Annotated in this window: 13 protein-coding genes; 9 read left to right on the top strand and 4 right to left on the bottom strand. The window is 64.6% G+C overall.

Annotation, left to right across the window (positions count from 1 at the left end):
• Positions 1 to 60: 60 nt before the first annotated feature.
• On the bottom strand, positions 61 to 909 hold the full coding sequence (locus tag PSELUDRAFT_RS17570; protein ID WP_088968059.1) for a 3-hydroxybutyryl-CoA dehydrogenase: 849 nt from the start codon (positions 907 to 909) through the stop codon (positions 61 to 63).
• A 207-nt stretch (positions 910 to 1116) separates the two neighbouring features.
• Here PSELUDRAFT_RS17570 and PSELUDRAFT_RS19535 point away from each other — a divergent pair, with 207 nt between their 5' ends.
• From PSELUDRAFT_RS19535 to PSELUDRAFT_RS17530, 9 genes are all read left to right on the top strand, one after another.
• Positions 1117 to 1284, top strand: coding sequence for a hypothetical protein (locus tag PSELUDRAFT_RS19535; protein WP_157725170.1), 168 nt, complete (start codon positions 1117 to 1119; stop codon positions 1282 to 1284).
• Positions 1281 to 1676, top strand: coding sequence for a MerR family DNA-binding transcriptional regulator (locus tag PSELUDRAFT_RS17565; protein ID WP_088968058.1), 396 nt, complete (start codon positions 1281 to 1283; stop codon positions 1674 to 1676). The genes PSELUDRAFT_RS19535 and PSELUDRAFT_RS17565 overlap by 4 nt, the downstream gene beginning before the upstream one ends.
• A 101-nt stretch (positions 1677 to 1777) precedes the next feature.
• Positions 1778 to 2962, top strand: a complete 1185-nt coding sequence (locus PSELUDRAFT_RS17560; RefSeq protein WP_088968057.1) for an acetyl-CoA C-acyltransferase — start codon at positions 1778 to 1780, stop codon at positions 2960 to 2962.
• Positions 2963 to 2972: 10 nt separating this feature from the next.
• Complete coding sequence (locus tag PSELUDRAFT_RS17555; RefSeq protein WP_088968056.1) at positions 2973 to 4115, top strand: acyl-CoA dehydrogenase family protein; 1143 nt, start codon at positions 2973 to 2975, stop codon at positions 4113 to 4115.
• A 317-nt stretch (positions 4116 to 4432) separates the two neighbouring features.
• Positions 4433 to 8122, top strand: a complete 3690-nt coding sequence (locus PSELUDRAFT_RS17550; RefSeq protein WP_088968055.1) for a nitrate reductase subunit alpha — start codon at positions 4433 to 4435, stop codon at positions 8120 to 8122.
• A 63-nt stretch (positions 8123 to 8185) separates the two neighbouring features.
• Complete coding sequence (gene narH, locus PSELUDRAFT_RS17545) at positions 8186 to 9736, top strand: nitrate reductase subunit beta (protein WP_088968054.1); 1551 nt, start codon at positions 8186 to 8188, stop codon at positions 9734 to 9736.
• Positions 9737 to 9738: 2 nt separating this feature from the next.
• Entirely contained in the window at positions 9739 to 10401 is a 663-nt protein-coding gene (narJ, locus tag PSELUDRAFT_RS17540; RefSeq protein WP_179947560.1) for a nitrate reductase molybdenum cofactor assembly chaperone, read from the top strand.
• Between the two features lie 57 nt (positions 10402 to 10458).
• Positions 10459 to 11145 (top strand): respiratory nitrate reductase subunit gamma, encoded by a 687-nt coding sequence (gene narI / locus PSELUDRAFT_RS17535; RefSeq protein ID WP_088968053.1) that lies wholly within the window; start codon positions 10459 to 10461, stop codon positions 11143 to 11145.
• A 170-nt stretch (positions 11146 to 11315) separates the two neighbouring features.
• Positions 11316 to 13295, top strand: coding sequence for a methyl-accepting chemotaxis protein (locus tag PSELUDRAFT_RS17530; RefSeq protein WP_088968052.1), 1980 nt, complete (start codon positions 11316 to 11318; stop codon positions 13293 to 13295).
• A 70-nt stretch (positions 13296 to 13365) separates the two neighbouring features.
• Here the strand turns inward: PSELUDRAFT_RS17530 and PSELUDRAFT_RS17525 are convergent, their stop codons facing one another.
• From PSELUDRAFT_RS17525 to PSELUDRAFT_RS17515, 3 genes are all read right to left on the bottom strand, one after another.
• Positions 13366 to 14670: a nucleotide sugar dehydrogenase gene (locus PSELUDRAFT_RS17525; protein ID WP_088968561.1), complete on the bottom strand. Its 1305-nt coding sequence runs from the start codon at positions 14668 to 14670 to the stop codon at positions 13366 to 13368.
• A 204-nt stretch (positions 14671 to 14874) separates the two neighbouring features.
• Positions 14875 to 16506 carry a bifunctional UDP-sugar hydrolase/5'-nucleotidase UshA gene (gene ushA, locus PSELUDRAFT_RS17520; protein ID WP_088968051.1) on the bottom strand — a complete coding sequence of 544 codons (1632 nt, stop codon included), beginning with the start codon at positions 16504 to 16506 and terminating at the stop codon, positions 14875 to 14877.
• Between the two features lie 78 nt (positions 16507 to 16584).
• Positions 16585 to 18270 (bottom strand): glutamine--tRNA ligase/YqeY domain fusion protein, encoded by a 1686-nt coding sequence (locus PSELUDRAFT_RS17515; RefSeq protein ID WP_088968050.1) that lies wholly within the window; start codon positions 18268 to 18270, stop codon positions 16585 to 16587.
• Between the last annotated feature and the right edge of the window lie 200 nt (positions 18271 to 18470).

The raw sequence follows: 18470 nt of genomic DNA, 5'->3' as shown, positions 1-18470 counted from the left end.
AGCACGCACGATCAATCGATCTGTAGTGTTGGATTCGCCGCCCGGCGAATCATTCCGGCATCAGTAGCGGTAGAAACCCTGGCCGCTCTTGCGTCCCAGGTGGCCGGCGGCCACCAGCTGCACCAGCAGCGGGCAGGCGCGGTACTTGGAGTCGCGGAACTCGCGGTACAGGATGTCCATGATGGACAAACAGGTGTCCAGGCCGATCAGGTCGGCCAGCGCCAGCGGGCCGATAGGGTGGTTCATGCCCAGCTTCAGCACGGTGTCGATGTCCTCGGCGCTGGCCAGGTTCTCGTACAGCACGAAGGCGGCCTCGTTGATCATCGGCATCAGTACGCGGTTGGAGACGAAGCCGGGGCCGTCCTTCACCGTGACCGGCGTCTTGCCAAGCTGCAGGCTGAGCGCGTGGACGGCGGCGTGGGTGGCGTCGCTGGTCTGCAGCGCGCGGATGATCTCCACCAGCTGCATCACCGGCACCGGGTTCATGAAGTGCATGCCGATCACCCGTTCCGGCTGCGTTACCCAGGAGGCGATGGTGGTGAGCGAGATCGACGAGGTATTGCTGGCCAGGATGCAGTCCGGCGCCACGATGCCGGCCAGGTCGCGGAAGATCTTTTCCTTGATGCTGGCGTTTTCGGTGGCGGCTTCCACCACCAGCTGGCAGCCGGCCAGGTCGGCCAGCTGGGCGCTGCCGCGGATGCGCGACAGGGTGGCCACTGCCTCGTTGTCGTTGAACTGGCCTTTCTTCACCAGCCGGCTCAGGCTGTTGCTGATGCTGGCCAGGCCGCGATCCAGCGCCTGCTGGCCCACGTCGGCCATGATCACGTTGTAGCCCGCCTGGGCGAATACCTGGGCAATGCCGTTGCCCATGGTGCCGGCGCCGACAACGCCGATGGTGGTCATGCTCATCTTGCTTCCTCCGCTGATGGATGGTTGGCAAAACTAATTCTAGTTTACGTAAACGTCAACTATAATGAAAAAATCCTGCATGATTTACCATGGGCGGGAAGATGTTGCACTGTGGGGTGCCGCGAAAACCCTGTTTTCTAAGCGAGACAAGGCGCGAACGCAAAATTCCGACGCGGCATATGGTTGATATGTAAGGAGGAATTTTTCGTGAGCAACGCAGTATCGCAACGAAAGCAGGCGTTTTTCGAGGCGCACCTTGTTGCAATGCGGGATAAGCCGGATGCCGCAAACGCTGCCACGTATTACAATTTCGTGATTCCGTATCCGCCGGCCCCGTGCCGAAGTTTTGCCGAACCTTTCCAGGAGTTGTCGTGAACGTAGCTGCTGACCGCACCTTCAGCATTTCCGAACTGGCGCAGGAGTTCGATGTCACCACCCGCGCCATCCGTTTTTACGAGGCTGAGGGCTTGCTGTCACCCGCACGGGAAGGGCAGCGCCGCATCTACACCCGCCGCGACCGCGTACGGCTGATGCTGACGCTGCGCGGCAAACGCATCGGCCTGTCGCTGCAGGAAATCCGCGAGCTGTTCGAGCTGTACGATGCGGCCAACACCGACGAGCCGCAGCTGAAGAAATTCATCGACCTGCTCAGCAGCCGCGAGCAGCAGCTGAAGCGGCAGATGCAGGACTTGCAACTGGTGCTGAAGGAAATCGGCCAGGTGCGCGGCCAGTGCGAGGAGTGGCTGCACACGCGCAGCAAGAGCTGAGCAGGAATTTTCGCGGATACGCGACAGCCGCCGGGCAGGCGGCTTGTTTTTCACTATTGCTTTACGTTAACGTAAACGTACACATCACGCCGGAGGCTGTAATGCAACAAGATGCAATCGTAATCGTGGGCATGGCGCGTACCGCCATGGGGGGCTTTCAGGGCAGCTTGTCGGCATTGAGCGCCAGCGAGCTGGGCGCGGCGGCGATCCGTGCCGCGGTGGAACGCGCCGGCCTGGCGCCGGAAGCGGTGGAAGAGGTGATCATGGGCTGCGTGCTGCCGGCCGGCCAGGGCCAGGCGCCGGCGCGCCAGGCGGCGATCAAGGGCGGGCTGGCGTTGTCCGCCGGTGCCACCACAGTGAACAAGATGTGCGGCTCCGGTATGAAGGCACTGATGCTGGCGCACGACCTGCTGCTGGCCGGCAGCGCCAGCGTGATGGTGGCCGGCGGCATGGAAAGCATGAGCAATGCCCCCTACATCATGCCCAAGGCGCGCGGCGGCCTGCGGCTGGGGCATGGCGAGATCAAGGACCACATGTTCCTGGATGGCCTGGAAGACGCCTACGACAAGGGCACGCTGATGGGCGTGTTCGCCGAGGCCTGCGCCGACAAGTACGGCTTCAGCCGCAGCGCGCAGGATGAATACGCCATCACCTCGCTGACCCGCGCCCAGGCAGCCATCACCAGCGGCGCCTTCAAGGGCGAGATCGCGCCGGTGACGGTAGTTGGCCGCAAGGGCGAGGAGCTGATCGATACCGACGAGCAGCCGCTGAAAGCCAACCTGGACAAGATTCCCACCCTCAAGCCGGCGTTCCGCAAGGACGGCACGGTTACCCCGGCCAATGCCAGCTCCATTTCCGACGGTGCTGCCGCGCTGGTGCTGATGCGCCAGAGCGAGGCCGAGGCACGCGGCCTGCGCCCGCTGGCGCGCATCGTGGCGCATGCCACCCATGCGCACGAACCGGCATGGTTCTCCACCGCGCCGGTGGGCGCGATGCAGAAGCTGCTGGCCAAGGCCGGCTGGAACGTGGCCGACGTGGACCTGTTCGAGATCAACGAAGCCTTCGCGGTGGTCACCATGGCGGCGATGCACGATCTGGCGCTGCCGCACGACAAGGTGAACGTGAACGGCGGCGCCTGCGCGCTGGGCCACCCGATCGGCGCTTCCGGCGCGCGCATCGTGGTGACGCTGCTGGCCGCACTGCAGGCCCGCGGCCTCAAGCGCGGCGTGGCCAGCCTGTGCATTGGCGGCGGCGAAGCCACCGCGCTGGCGGTAGAGCTGGTGTAAGGAGCGCGACATGCTGCTGACTGCTGAACAGGAACTGGTAGTAGACGCCGTTCGCCACTACGTGCAGCGCGAAATCGCGCCGCATGCTGCCGAATGGGACAAGAGCCACCTCTTTCCGCGCCAGGCGCTGATGGGGTTGGGCGAGCTGGGCTGCTTCGGCCTCACCGTGCCGGCGGACTGGGACGGCGCTGGCCTCGACTACGTGACGTTGGCCGCAGTGATAGAGGAGATCGCTGCCGGCGACGGCGCGCTGTCCACCATCATCTCGGTGATCAACTCGGTGGGCTGCGGCCCGATCGAGCGCTTCGGCAACGACTGGCAGAAGGACACCTTCCTGCGCCCGATCGCCCGTGGCGAGTGGGTTTCCGCCTTCTGCCTCACCGAGCCGGATGCCGGTTCCGACGCCTCGGCACTGCGCACCCGCGCGGTGCGCGACGGCGACGACTGGGTGATCAGCGGCGTGAAGCAGTTCATTACCAACGGCAAGCATGCCGACGTGGCCATCGTGTTCGCGGTGACCGACCCGGCGGCGCACAAGAAGGGCATCAGCGCCTTCCTGGTGCCCACCGCCACCGCCGGTTACAGCGTGGCCAAGGTGGAAGACAAGATGGGGCAGCATGCCTCCGACACCTGCCAGGTGGTATTCGACCAGGTGCGCGTGCCGGCCAGCCACCTGCTGGGCAAGGAAGGCGAGGGCTACCGCATTGCGCTGGCCAACCTGGAATCCGGCCGCATCGGCATTGCCGCGCAGTGCCTGGGCATGGCGCGCGCGGCATTGCAGTTTGCCACCCGCTACGCCACCGAGCGCCACACCTTCGGCCAGGCCATCATCCGCCACCAGGCGGTGGGCTTCCGCCTGGCCGAGGCGGCGGCGAAGCTGGAGGCGGCGCGGCAGCTGGTGTGGCATGCGGCGGCGCTGAAGGATGCCGGCAAGCCGTGCCTGAAGGAATCCAGCATGGCCAAGCTGGTGGCTTCGGAAATGGCCGAGGCGGTGTGCTCGGCGGCCATCCAGACCCTGGGCGGCTACGGCTACCTGGCCGACTACCCGCTGGAGCGCATCTACCGCGACGTGCGCGTGGCGCAGATCTACGAAGGCACCTCGGACGTGCAGAAGCTGGTGATCGCCCGGGCGCTGGAGGACGAAGTGGCGTAATGCTTGCGGCCAACGTTGGCCGCAGCTGGAAACAACAAGGGCCGGTGCCATGCACCGGCCCTTGTCTTTTGCCCGTCGGGCACACGGCAGGCCCGCCCGGCAAGGCCCCTTGCCGGCAACCGCACCCGCCGCACGGCCAGTGCGGCTACTCCTTTCGAGCTAGTTCCCTTCCTCCGTCTGCCAGTGTCCGCTGCCACCTGTGGCGAATGGGCGCACTGGTGTCGCCGGCCTAAGCTTCTCAGCGTGACCACAGGTGTCCGCAACGGCAATGCGGCCAACCTTTGCGGGCCGCCAGGCGGCAACCATTCGGAGGCAAAATGAGCCACTTTCTCGACAGACTGAATTTTCTGGGCAAGGTGAAATCCACCTTCGCCGACGGCCACGGTGCGGTGGTGAAGGAAGACCGCAAGTGGGAAGACGGGTATCGCCAACGCTGGCAGCACGACAAGATCGTGCGCTCCACCCACGGCGTGAACTGCACCGGCTCCTGTAGCTGGAAGGTGTATGTGAAGAACGGCCTGATCACCTGGGAAACCCAGCAGACCGACTACCCGCGCACCCGCCCGGACCTGCCCAACCACGAACCGCGCGGCTGCCCGCGTGGCGCCTCCTACAGCTGGTACGTGTATTCCGCCCAGCGCGTGAAATACCCGATGATTCGCGGCCGGCTGATGAAGCTGTGGCGCGAAGCCCGCAAGACCATGGGCCCGATCGAGGCCTGGGAAAAGATCAGCCAGAACCCGGAAACCGCCAAGCAGTACAAGTCCAAGCGCGGCCAGGGCGGCTTCGTACGTGCCACCTGGGAAGAAACCAACGAGCTGATCGCTGCGGCCAACGCCTTCACCATCAAGAACTACGGCCCGGACCGCGTGGTGGGCTTCTCTCCGATTCCGGCAATGTCCATGGTGAGCTACGCCGCCGGCAGCCGCTACCTGAGCCTGATCGGTGGCGTGCCGCTGTCGTTCTATGACTGGTACTGCGACCTGCCACCGGCCAGCCCGCAGATCTGGGGCGAGCAGACCGACGTGGCCGAATCGGCCGACTGGTACAACTCCAACTACCTGATGGTATGGGGTTCCAACATCCCGATGACCCGTACCCCGGACGCCCACTTCTATACCGAAGTGCGCTACAAGGGCACCAAGACCGTGGCGGTATCGTCCGACTTCGGCGAAATGGCCAAGTTCGGCGACATCTGGCTGGCACCGAAGCAGGGCACCGATGCCGCGCTGGCCATGGCCATGGGCCACGTGATCTTCAAGGAATTCCACCTCGACAATCCGTCCGAATACTTCACCGGCTACATCCGCCAGTACACCGACATGCCGATGCTGGTGACGCTGAAGAAAGACGGCGGCCGTTACATTCCGGACTACTTCCTGCGTGCTTCCAACCTTGCCGGTGGCCTGGGCGAAGACAATAACCCGGAATGGAAGACCCTGGTGCTGGACGAACTGTCCGGCGACATCGTGGCGCCGAACGGCTCGGTGGGCTTCCGCTGGGGCCAGAGCGGCAAGTGGAACCTGGAAGAGAAGGACGGCAACAGCAGCCGCGAAATCAAGGCACGCCTGTCGCTGATCGACAACCGCGACGACGTGGTGGGCGTGGGCTTCCCGTACTTCGGCAGCGAGCATGACGAGCTGCTCACCCGCAATGTGCCGGTGAAGCAGATCACCCTGGCCGACGGCAGCAGCGCGCTGGTGGCCACCGTATTCGACCTGATGGCGGCCAACTACGGTATCGACCGCGGCCTGGGCGGCGGCAATGTGGCCTCCGGCTATATGGACGATGTGCCGTACACCCCGGCATGGCAGCAGAAGCACACCGGCGTGAAGCCGGAGATGGTGATCCAGGTGGCGCGCGAGTTCGCGCAGAACGCCGACCAGACCCATGGCCGTTCCATGGTGATCGTTGGTGCCGCGCTGAACCACTGGTACCACATGGACATGACCTACCGCGGCATCATCAACATGCTGATGCTGTGTGGCTGTATCGGCCAGAGCGGCGGCGGCTGGTGCCACTACGTGGGCCAGGAAAAACTGCGTCCGCAGACCGGCTGGGCTCCGCTGGCCTTTGCTGCCGACTGGAACCGCCCGGCACGCCAGATGAACGGCACCAGCTTCTTCTACGCGCATACCAGCCAGTGGCGTCACGAAAAGCTGGGCGTGAACGAGATTCTGGCCCCCACCGCCGATGGCCGCATGAGCCAGATGGCGCTGATCGACTACAACGCCAAGGCCGAGCGCATGGGCTGGCTGCCGTCCACGCCGCAGCTCACCACCAACCCGCTGGACGTGGTGCGCGATGCCGAGGCCGAGGGCAAGGACCCGATCGCCTACGCGGTGGAGAACCTGAAATCCGGCAAGCTGGACATGTCCTGCAACGACCCGGACAACCCGAAGAACTTCCCGCGCAATATGTTCGTGTGGCGTTCCAACATCCTGGGCAGCTCTGGCAAGGGCCACGAATACTTCCTGAAGTACCTGCTGGGCACCCAGAACGCGGTGATGAACGACGAGGACGGCTGCATCAAGCCGAGCGAAATCACCGTGCGCCCGGCGGCGGAAGGCAAGCTGGACCTGCTGGTGGTGCTGGACTTCCGCATGTCCACCACCTGCCTGTACGGCGACATCGTGCTGCCTACCGCCACCTGGTACGAGAAGGACGACCTGAACACCTCCGACATGCACCCGTTCATCCACCCGCTGTCCGAGGCTGTGCAGCCGCTGTGGCAGTCGAAGAGTGACTGGGAGATCTACAAGGGCTTCGCCAAGGCGATTTCCGAAGTTGGCGGCGATTACCTGGGCACCCGCAAGGACCTGATTCTCACCCCGCTGATGCACGACACCCCGGAAGAACTGGGCCAGCCGTTCGACCCGCGCGACTGGAAAAAAGGCGAGTGCGAGCCGATTCCGGGCAAGACCATGCCGAAGATGACGGTGGTGGAACGCGACTACCGCAAGATCTACGACAAGTTCACCTCCATCGGCCCGCTGCTGGAGAAAGTGGGCAACGGCGGCAAGGGCATTGCCTGGAAGACCGGCCATGAAGTGGACATCCTGCGCGGCCTGAACAAGACCGTGGCCGACGGCGTGGCCGCAGGCCAGCCCAAGCTGGATACCGCCATCGACGCCGCCGAGATGATCCTGACCCTGGCGCCGGAAACCAACGGCCACGTGGCAGTGAAGGCATGGGACGCGCTGTCCAAGATCACCGGCCGCGACCACACCCACCTGGCCCTGCCGCGCGAGCATGACAGCATCCGCTTCCGCGACGTGCAGGCACAGCCGCGCAAGATCATCTCCTCGCCGACCTGGTCCGGCCTGGAAAGCGAAGAAGTGAGCTACAACGCCGGCTACACCAACGTGCACGAGCTGATTCCATGGCGCACCATCACCGGCCGCCAGCAGTTCTACCAGGATCACCAGTGGATGCGCGCCTTCGGTGAGGGCCTGTGCGTGTACCGCCCGCATATCGACCTGAAAACCACCGCGGCCATCCTGGGCAAGAAGCCGAACGGCAACAGCGAGATCGTGCTGAACTGGATCACTCCGCACCAGAAGTGGGGCATCCACAGTACCTACTCCGACAACCTGCGCATGCTCACCCTGAGCCGTGGCGGCCCGCACGTGTGGATCTCCGAGATCGACGCCAAGAAGGCCGGCATCGTCGACAACGACTGGATCGAGGTGTTCAACGTCAACGGCACGCTGACTGCCCGCGCCGTGGTATCGCAGCGCGTGCCGGAAGGCATGAGCCTGATGTACCACGCCCAGGAGAAGATCGTGAACGTGCCCGGCGCGGAAACCAGCGGCAAGCGCGGCGGCATCCACAACTCGGTAACCCGTGCGGTGACCAAGCCCACGCACATGATCGGCGGCTACGCGCAGCTGGCCTGGGGCTTCAACTACTACGGCACCGTGGGCTCCAACCGCGACGAGTTCGTGGTGGTGCGCAAGATGAAGAACGTGGACTGGCTGGACAAGCCGCTCTCGGAAGGCGTGTAAGCGCATTGGCGGCGCCCCGGGCGCCGCCTCTCCCGAGCCTTCTGAGACATTAGGAGCAAGAACATGAAAATCCGTGCCCAAATCGGTATGGTGCTCAACCTCGACAAATGCATTGGTTGCCATACCTGTTCGGTAACCTGCAAAAACGTGTGGACCAGCCGCGACGGTATCGAATACGCCTGGTTCAACAACGTGGAAACCAAGCCCGGCATCGGTTACCCCAAGGAATGGGAAAACCAGGACAAATGGCAGGGCGGCTGGGTGCGCCGCAGCGACGGCAAGCTGGAACCGCGCCAGGGCGGCAAGCTGAAGATCCTGGCCAATATCTTCGCCAACCCGAATCTGCCGTCCATCGACGAGTACTACGAGCCGTTCACCTACGACTACGAGCACCTGCAGAACGCACCGGAAATGATCACCCCGCCGACCGCGCGTCCGGTGTCGGTGCTCACCGGCAAGAAGATGGACAAGATCGAATGGGGCCCGAACTGGGAAGACGACCTGGGCGGCGAATTCTCCAAGCGCGCCAAGGATGCGCTGTTCGAAGGCATCCAGAAGGAGATGTACTCGGCGTTCGAGAACACCTTCATGATGTACCTGCCGCGCCTGTGCGAGCACTGCCTGAACCCGGCCTGCGTGGCCAGCTGCCCGTCCGGCTCCATCTACAAGCGTGAAGACGACGGCATCGTGCTGATCGACCAGGACAAGTGCCGCGGCTGGCGCATGTGCGTGTCCGGCTGCCCGTACAAGAAGATTTACTACAACTGGACCACCGGCAAGGCCGAGAAGTGCATCTTCTGCTACCCGCGTATCGAGGCCGGCCAGCCTACCGTGTGCTCCGAGACCTGCGTTGGCCGCATCCGCTACCTGGGCGTGCTGTTGTACGACGCCGACAAGATCGAAGCCGCCGCCAGCGTGGAAGATCCGAAGAGCCTGTACGAGGCGCAGCTGGGCGTGTTCCTGGACCCGAACGCGCCGGACATCATCGCCGAAGCGCGCAAGCAGGGCATTCCGGAAGCCTGGATCACCGCCGCGCAGAAGTCGCCGGTGTACAAGATGGCCATGGAGTGGAAGGTAGCCTTCCCGCTGCATCCGGAATACCGCACGCTGCCGATGGTGTGGTACATCCCGCCGCTGTCGCCGATCCAGTCCGCGCTGGAAAACGGCCTGATCGGCGAGAACGGCATCATCCCGGACGTGAAGGACCTGCGCATTCCGATCAAGTACCTGGCCAACCTGCTGACCGCCGGCAAGGAAGAGCCGGTAGTGAAGGCGCTGGAAACCATGGTGGCGATGCGCCGCTACATGCGCAGCAAGAGCGTGGACAAGGTGATTAACCCGGCCACCCTGAAAGGCACCCACCTCAGTGGCCCGCAAGTGGAAGAGATGTACCAGGTGATGGCGATCGCCAACTACGAAGACCGTTTCGTGATCCCGTCCAGCCACAAGGAGATGGTGGAAAACACCTTCGACGACAAGGCCAGCTGCGGCTTCAGCTTTGGCAACGGCTGCTCCACCGGCACTTCCGAGCCCAGCCTGTTCGGCAAGAAGAAGGCCACCCCCATCGTGTTCCACGACATGCGTCGTGACCGCAAGGCCAACGCAGGAGGCTGATCATGCACAACCCGATGATCTATCGCGCCCTGGCAGCACTGCTGGGCTACCCGCAGGCGGAGCTGGTCGAGGCTCTGCCCGAGATTCGCGCCGTACTGGCCGGCGAGGAGGAAGTGGCGCGCAATGCCGAGCCGCTGCTGCAAAGGTTGGCCGCAGGCGAGCTGATCGAGCTGCAGCAGGACTACGTGCAGATATTCGACCGCAACCCCTCGCACTCGCTGCACCTGTTCGAGCACATCCACGGCGAGGACCGCGCCCGCGGCCAGGCCATGGTGGATCTGATCGAGGAGTACAAGGCGCATGGCTTCGAGCCGGTGAGCGAAGAGCTGCCGGACTACGTGCCGCTGTTCCTGGAGTTCCTGTCGCTGTGCGAAGCGGACGAAGCTAACCGCCTGCTGGGTGACGCGGTGCACGTGCTGGCTCACGTGGGCAACAAGCTGGCCGACAGCGGCAGTGACTACGCCGGCGTGCTGGCGGCGCTGGTGTGGCTGTCGCCGGTGGCGCCGGAGCCGCTGTCCGTGCCGCCGATCCGCGACATGGACGAGGCGCTGGAGACCTTCGGCCCCGGCATCGACGGCGTGGAGCCGCTGCTCAAGCCCGCGCTGCCGCAGATCGCCCCGGTCAATTTCTATCCCAAGGGTAGCGGCCCGGCCGCCTGCCACTAATCCGTCGCCGGCCCGGGCGGGCGGCAGCGCCCACCCGTTGGCCGCAAGGAGAAAGACATGGACTACTTGCATCAATTCGTTTTCGGGATCTACCCGTACATCGCGCTGGCGATCTTCATCCTGGGCAGCCTGGTGCGCTTCGAGCGCGAGCAGTACAGCTGGAAGAGCGAATCCAGCCAGCTGCTGCACCGCGGCAGCCTGCGCGTGGGCAACATCCTGTTCCACCTCGGCATCATCGGCCTGTTCTTCGGCCATGCCGTGGGCCTGCTCACCCCGGTGGCAGTGTGGGACGCGCTGGGCGTGGCGCACAGCTTCAAGCAGGTGTTCGCCATGACCGCCGGCGGCATCATGGGCAGCCTGTGCCTGATCGGCGTACTGATGCTGCTGCATCGCCGCTTCAGCAGCGACCGCCTGGCCGCCAACACCACCTGGCGCGACAAGCTGGTGCTGCTGTGGATTCTGGCCACGCTGCTGCTGGGCCTGTCCACCATTGTCGTGTCCTCCCGGCATCTGGATGGCCACGAAATGGTGCTGCTGATGACCTGGGCACAGCACGTGATCACCTTCCGCGGTGATGCCGACCAGTTCATCGTGGCCGCCTCGCCCATCTTCAAGCTGCACCTGTTCATGGGCATGAGCCTGTTCGCCATCTTCCCGTTCACCCGTCTGGTGCACGTGTGGAGCGGTTTTGGTGCGGTGGGCTACCTGGGCCGTGCCTGGCAGCTGGTGCGCCCGCGCGGTTAAACAGGGCCTGCAAGGCTCAAGGCCATGCCTGGTGGCATGGCCTTTGGCTTTTCTTGTGCTGCGACAAGAAGGCGGCACGCGTTTTGCATTAAATTTTCTATAAAACGTAAGCCGTCGCAGTACCAAAAACAGAAACGGCGCCTCATCGAAATCTTGTCCCGGAGCCCACCATGCTTTCCCGACTCAATCTAGGCCCCAAGCTGATGCTCTTGGTGCTGCCGTTCGCCTTCATGACCTTCGTGTTGTCCGGGGTTGTCTCCTTCCAGCAGTTTGCCCGCCTGCGCGACATGCAGGACGCGCGCCAGCTGGTGGATGTGGCGGCTCAGGCGTCCGCGCTGGTCGACACGCTGCAGGCCGAGCGCGGCCTGACCAACGGTTTTCTGAACGGGCAGGGCGCGGTGCCGGAAGCGCTGGTTACCGCGCGCGGCAAGAGCGATGCCGCGCTGCAGGCCTTCGCCGCCCAGGCAAGCGGGCGCAAGGGCGAACTGGGGCAGCACGCCGGCGAAGCGGCCAGCGCGGTGCAGACCCTGCTGGGCAAGCGCGGCGCCATCGACAGCCGCAGCCAGCCGGCGCCGGCGGTGTTTGCCGACTACAGCGGCAATATCGAGCGGCTGATCGCCATTACCTCCGACCTGGCCGCCGGCAGTGACGACGTGCAGGTGCTGCGCTACGGCACCGCGCTGTCCAACCTGCTGTGCGCCAAGGAGCTGGCCGGGCGCGAGCGCGGTTTCGTCAATGGTGTGCTGGTGGCCGGCAGCTTCGACCAGGCCAAATTCGCCCAGGCCAAGTCGCTGCAGGCGCAGCAGGAAGCCTGCCTGGGACAGTTGCAGCAACTGGCGCCGGCGCCACTGCTGGCGGCACTGCAGCCGCAGCTGACGGCGCCGGAGGTGTCCGCGGTGCAGGCGCTGCGCGACGGCGTGTACGGCGCGCCGCTGGGCAGCCCGCTGGCAACGACGCCGCAGCAGTGGTTTGCCGGTACTTCCGCCCGCATCGCCAAGCTCAAGGCGGCGCAGGATACGCTGCTGGAGCAGCTGCGCAAGCAGGTGGACACCCAGGTTGACAGTGCCGGCACCGAGCTGGCGCTGATTGCCGGTGCCACCTCCGCAATGACGATCCTGCTGCTGATCGGCGGCTTTGCTGTCTACCGCAGCATCCGCCGCCCGGTATTGCAGCTGGAAGGCATGATGACGCAGATGAGCCACAACCTGGACCTGGGCGTGCGTGCGCGGCTGGATGGCCAGGACGAGATCGCCCGCATGGGCCGGGCGCTGGACGCGCTGGTGGATGCCTTTGCCGGCACGCTGAAAGTGGTGAAAGTGAATGCCCACCAGTTGCAGCGCGCCGCCGGTGCACTGCAGGGGGTATCGGAGCGTGCCGCCGGCGCCGCCGAGGCGCAGAGCAGCTCGTCCACCCAGATTGCCGCCGCGGTGGAGCAGATGTCGGCCGGCATCTCCTCCGTAAGTGACAACACCCAGCAGAACCTGGTGGTGGCGCGCGAGATGCAGCGGGGCGTCAATGAAGGCCGTGAACGCATGCACGCCACCACGCGGGCCATCGAGGATACCGCCGCCACGGTGGACGACGCCGGACGCATGATCATCTCGCTGGCGGAAAAATCGCAGAACATCCGCCAGATCATCACTGCCATCCGCGAGATCGCCGACCAGACCAACCTCTTGGCGCTGAATGCTGCCATCGAGGCGGCGCGTGCCGGCGAACAGGGCCGCGGCTTCGCCGTGGTGGCCGACGAAGTGCGCAAGCTGGCCGAGCGTACCGGCAAGGAAACGGTGGAAATCGCGCAGCTGATCGAAGTGATTACCGGCGACACCCAGGCGGCAGCCACCCGCATGCAGCAGGCGCGCGGCCAGATGGACCAGGGCATGGCGCTGGTGTCGGAAACGCTGCAGGAGCTGGAGCTGATCCACAGCGAGGCGGAGGACACCGCTTCCAAGAGCCAGGATACCGCGGTGGCAATGCAGCAGCAGACCGCCGCCAGCAGTGAAGTGGCGGTGAACATCAGCCGCATCGCCGCGCTGGCGGAAGACAACGCCGCCATCGTGCAGGAAGCCGCCGAACTGTCCGAGCAGCTGTCGAACACTTCCGGCGAGCTGGTGCAGCAGGTGGACCGCTTCAAGCACACTTCCGCCTGAGCGGGGGTCGGACGGCCAAACAAAAAGGCGCCTCCATGGAGGCGCCTTTTTTATCCCTGCCGGCTGGCGATCAGGCCTTCACTACGTTGGCCGCAGGCTGCAGGTACTTGCCACGGCTGTCCACGATCAGCTGCGCATGCTGCTGCAGCTGGGCGTAGTCGAACTTGTCGTGGTCGGTGGCCAGCAGCACGCAGTCGTAGCTGGCGATGCTGTCGGCAGTCAGTGCCACGCTGGACAGCTCGAAGCGGTGCTCGCGCATTTTCGGGAACACCGGCACGTGCGGGTCGCTGTAGCTGATCTCGGCGCCCAGGTCGCGCAGTTTTTCCATCAGGAACACCGACGGGCTTTCGCGCATGTCGTCCACGTTCTTCTTGTAGGCAATGCCCAGCACCAGGATCTTGCTGCCGTTGATCGCCTTCTTGCGCTCGTTCAGCGCCGCGGCCACCTTGCTGATCACGTAGTCCGGCATCGACGAGTTCACTTCGCCGGCCAGCTCGATGAAGCGGGTGTGCACGCCATATTCGCGCGCTTTCCAGGTCAGGTAGAACGGGTCGATGGGGATGCAGTGGCCGCCCAGGCCCGGGCCCGGGTAGTAGGGCACGAAGCCGAACGGCTTGGTGGCGGCAGCACGGATCACTTCGTGGATGTCGATGCCCATCTTGTCGGCAACAATCTTCATCTCGTTCACCAGGCCGATGTTCACCGCGCGGTGGATGTTCTCCAGCAGCTTGGTCATCTCGGCGGCGCGGGTGGACGACACCGGCACCACCTTGTCGATTACCGCGCTGTACAGCGCCACACCGATTTCCTGGCAGGCCGGGGTTACGCCGCCGCATACCTTGGGAATGGTGCGGGTGCTGAAGTTGGGGTTGCCCGGGTCTTCACGTTCCGGCGAGAACACCAGGTAGGCATTCTCGCCCACCTTGAAGCCGCGCGATTCGATGCGCGGCAGCAGTTCTTCGTCGGTGGTGCCGGGGTAGGTGGTGGATTCCAGCGATACCAGGTGGCCGGCACGCAGGTGCGGCACCAGGCTGTCGATGGTGCCCAGCACGAAGGACATGTCCGGTTCGCGGTACTTGTTGAGCGGGGTGGGCACGCACAGGATCAGCGCATCGGCTTCCGGGGCGCGGGCGAAGTCGGTAGTGGCTTCGAAGCCGGCGGCGCGGGCGCTGGCGATGCTGTCGCCGCTGATGTGTTCGATGTAGCTGTTGCCGGCGTTCAGTGCATCGACCTTGCTCTGGTCAATGTCGAAACCCAGTACCTTGAAGCCCACTTCATTGAAACGCAGCATCAGCGGCAGGCCAACGTAGCCCAGGCCGACGATGCCGATGACTGCAGATTTGTCTGCAATCTTCTTCAGGAACGCGTCTTTCACGTTGCTCAACTTTCTACGGAATTAGCTGCGGCCAACGTTTGTTGAGCCGCCAAAATGAACCGGGCGATTTTACAGGCAAACGGCCTGCGTGGGCAGGCCGAGATGCGGCAAGTTTGTAACGACAATGCGGCCCGGCTTTGCCGGGTCCGGTCGCACGCGATCGAAGTATTGCGTGCAGCCTGGCGACAATGCCGGCCGGAGGGCTTACTGCCGCACTACCGCATCGCCGGGGGCGAAGTCGGCGCTGTGCAGCGTGCCGTGGCTGGCGAAGTAGCCGCGCAGCAGGTCGGCATCGACATAGCCGGTGTTCACATAGCCGCTGTGGCCGAGCAGGCGCGGGTAGCCGTCACCGCCGACGGCGGTGAAGCTGTTCAGCGCCAGCCGGTAGCGGCGTGCCGGGTCTATGGCCTGGCCGGCGATCTGCGCTTCCGTCACCTTGCCGTCAGCAATGCGCAGCCGCACGCCGGCAAACTGCGCAAAGGCGCCGGAGCCCGGCGTCATGCGCGCAGCGGCCTGCAGGTAGGCCAGCAGTTCGCTGCCGCTCATGTCCACGTACACCAGGGTATTGCCGAACGGCAGCACCTTGAGGATGTCGCGGTAGCTGATGCTGCCGGCCGGCAGCGAGTCGCGGATGCCGCCGGCGTTCATCAGCGCCAGGTCGGCATGGGCGCGTTGCTGCATGGTGGTGGCAATCAGCACGCCCAGGTTGGTGGCCTGTTTGCGCACCACGCTGCGCTCGCCTTCCAGCTTGCCGTCGCTGCTGCCCACCGCGGTGGACAGCTCGGCGCTGCCCTTGTCCTGGTAGGGCTGCAGCAGGGCCAGCGCGGTCCGGTCTTCCGGAATCTCGCGGCTGTACGGCACTTTCTGCTCGCTGCCGTCGGCCATTCTCACCGTTTTCTTGAGGTTGACCGGGATCAGCTGGTACTTGAGCAGCCGGAACGCGCCGTTGCGGTATTCGAAGTCGGCGCGGCCAACGTATTTGCCCCATTCGTGCGCCTGCACGATCCAGGCGGCGTTCTGGCGGTCCGGCGCGCAGTCGCTGCCCGGCACGTAGGCGTCGTCGCGCACGTTTTCCGCCTTCATGCACACCGGGTTCTGGCTGTGGCCGCCCACGATCAGGTTGAAGCCTGCTACCTGGCGCGCCATTTCCACGTCGCCCGGCGCGCTCACGCCATGCTTGCCGTCCGGGTAGTGGCCCATATGGGTGGCGCCGATGATGATGTCGGCCCGGCGCCGCAACTGCGGCATCAGCCGCGCCGCTTCGGCCGCCGGCGGGCGGAATTCGATGTCGCGGGTATTTTCCGGGTTGGTCATCTTCTTGGTGTCGTCGGTGGTCAGGCCCAGCACCGCCACGCGCAGATCACCCAGCCGGAACAGCTGGTACGGTGCAAACATGCGCTTGCCGTGGCGGTAGATATTGGCCGACAGCATGGGAAACTTTGCCCATTGCCGCTGCCTGGCCAGCACCGCCGGCGGCTTGTCGAACTCGTGGTTGCCCACCGCCATGGCGTCGTAGCCCAGCAGGTTCATGCCCATGAAGTCCGGCTCGGCGTCCTGCAGGTCGGATTCCGGCACACCGGTATTCACGTCGCCACCGTCCAGCAGCAGGCTGTAGCCGCCGTGGATGCGCACGTCGGCGCGGATCTGGTCGATGACGCTCTTGCGCGCCGCCATGCCGTACTCGCCGTCGCCGTTCTTCCAGAAGCGGCCGTGGTGGTCGTTGGTGTGGATGATGGTGAGGTAGTAGCTGTGGTCGCGCTGCGGCGCGGCCTGGGCGGGCAGGCTGCTCAGCAGGGCGAGCAGTGCCAGGCTGATGCAGGTGTGGCGTGTGGTCATGTCATCCCCGTGCAGGTGTGCGGGCTGCAAAAGAAAAAGCGGCATGCACAGGGTGCATGCCGCTTTCATGATAGTGCCTTATTTGCTCCAGGAGTCTTTCAGGCCCACGGTGCGGTTGAACACCGGTTTGCTGCCCGGCTGGTGTTCGAGGCGGTCGGTCACGAAGTAGCCGATGCGCTCGAACTGGTAGCGGGTTTCCGGCGCCGCATCGCGTACCACCGGCTCCACGTAGCCGGTAACGGTGGCCAGCGAATCCGGGTTGAGGAACTGCATGAAGTCCACGTACTCGCCGTCCTCGCCGCGCACCGCATCCGGGCGCGGCTCGGTGAACAGGCGGTCGTACAGGCGCACTTCGGCTTCCACTGCGTGGCTGGCGGAAATCCAGTGGATCACGCCCTTCACCTTGCGGCCAACCGGGTTCTGCCCCAGGGTGTCGTGGTCGATGGAGCACTTCAGCTCCACCACCTTGCCGCTGGCGTCCTTGATGACTTCGTCGCACTTGATCACGTAGCTGTAGCGCAGGCGCACTTCGCCGCCGGCGGTGAGGCGCTGCCACTTGGGCGGCGGTACCTCGGCAAAGTCTTCGCGCTCGATGTAGATCTCGCGGGCGATGGGCACTTCGCGCTCGCCGAATTCCGGGTGGTGCGGGTGGAACGGCGCGCTGCGGCTGGCGGTAACGCCATCCTGGAAGTTGCTGAGGGTGACCTTGATCGGGTCCAGCACCGCCATCACGCGCGGCGCTTCGCTTTCCAGCGTCTCGCGCACTGCACCTTCCAGCACGCTGATGTCGATGATGTTCTCACCCTTGGACACGCCGATGCGCTGCGAGAACAGGCGGATGCCGGCCGGGCTGTAGCCGCGGCGGCGCATGCCTTCGATGGTGGGCATGCGCGGGTCGTCCCAGCCGCCTACCTTGCCTTCGGTCACCAGCGCGTTCAGCTTGCGCTTGGAGGTCAGCGCGTACAGCAGCTCCAGGCGCGAGAATTCATACTGGCGCGGGTGGCAGCCGATGCTGATGTTGTCCAGCACCCAGTCGTACAGCGGGCGGTGGTCTTCGAACTCCAGCGTGCACAGGCTGTGGGTGATGCCCTCGATCGCGTCCGAGATGCAGTGGGTGTAGTCGTACATCGGGTAGATGCACCAGTCGTCGCCGGTACGGTGGTGATGCGCGCGGCGGATGCGGTAGATCACCGGGTCGCGCATGTTCACGTTGCCGGAACTCATGTCGATCTTCAGGCGCAGGGTTCTGCTGCCGTCGGCGAACTCGCCGTTCTTCATGCGGGTGAACAGGTCGAGGTTCTCCTCGATGCTGCGGCCGCGGTACGGGCTGTCGCGGCCCGGCTCGGTGAGGCTGCCGCGGTAGGCGCGCATTTCCTCGGCGTTCAGGTCGCAGACGAAGGCCTTGCCGGACTGGATCAGCTCCACGGCGTAGTCGTACAGCTGCTGGAAGTAGTCGGAGGCGTAGCGCACCTCGCCGTTCCAGTGGAAGCCGAGCCAGGCCACGCTGTCCTTGATGGACTGCACGTACTCGTCGGATTCCTTCTCCGGGTTGGTGTCATCCATGCGCAGGTTGCACTGGCCCTGGTAGTCGTCGGCAAGGCCGAAGTTCAGGCAGATGGATTTGGCGTGGCCCACGTGCAGGTAGCCGTTCGGCTCCGGCGGGAAGCGGGTCACGATGCTGCTGTGTTTACCGGAGGCCAGATCCTCGTCGATGATGGCGCGGATGAAATTGCTGATTACCGGTGCGTTGTTTTCTGCGGACATCGGAATGAGTAGTCAATGCGGTGTGGGATTAACGCGCAATTGTAACCCGATTGCGCGCTTTCTCCGTAGTTTTATCCACCGCGATTGCCGGCTGCCGGGGCAGGGTGGCCGCGCACCTGTCGCTGCGGCCAGTTTTATCGCCAGCGCAACAAAACTGCCGTATCCGGCGTGGTAGCATCGGCTGAGAATCGCCCGCCAGA

The sequence above is a fragment of the Vogesella sp. LIG4 genome, assembly GCF_900090205.1.
In the GTDB taxonomy this organism is placed as follows: domain Bacteria; phylum Pseudomonadota; class Gammaproteobacteria; order Burkholderiales; family Chromobacteriaceae; genus Vogesella.
The sequence above is the reverse complement of the archived record's forward strand: the minus strand, read 5'-3'. Positions and strand labels throughout refer to the sequence as shown.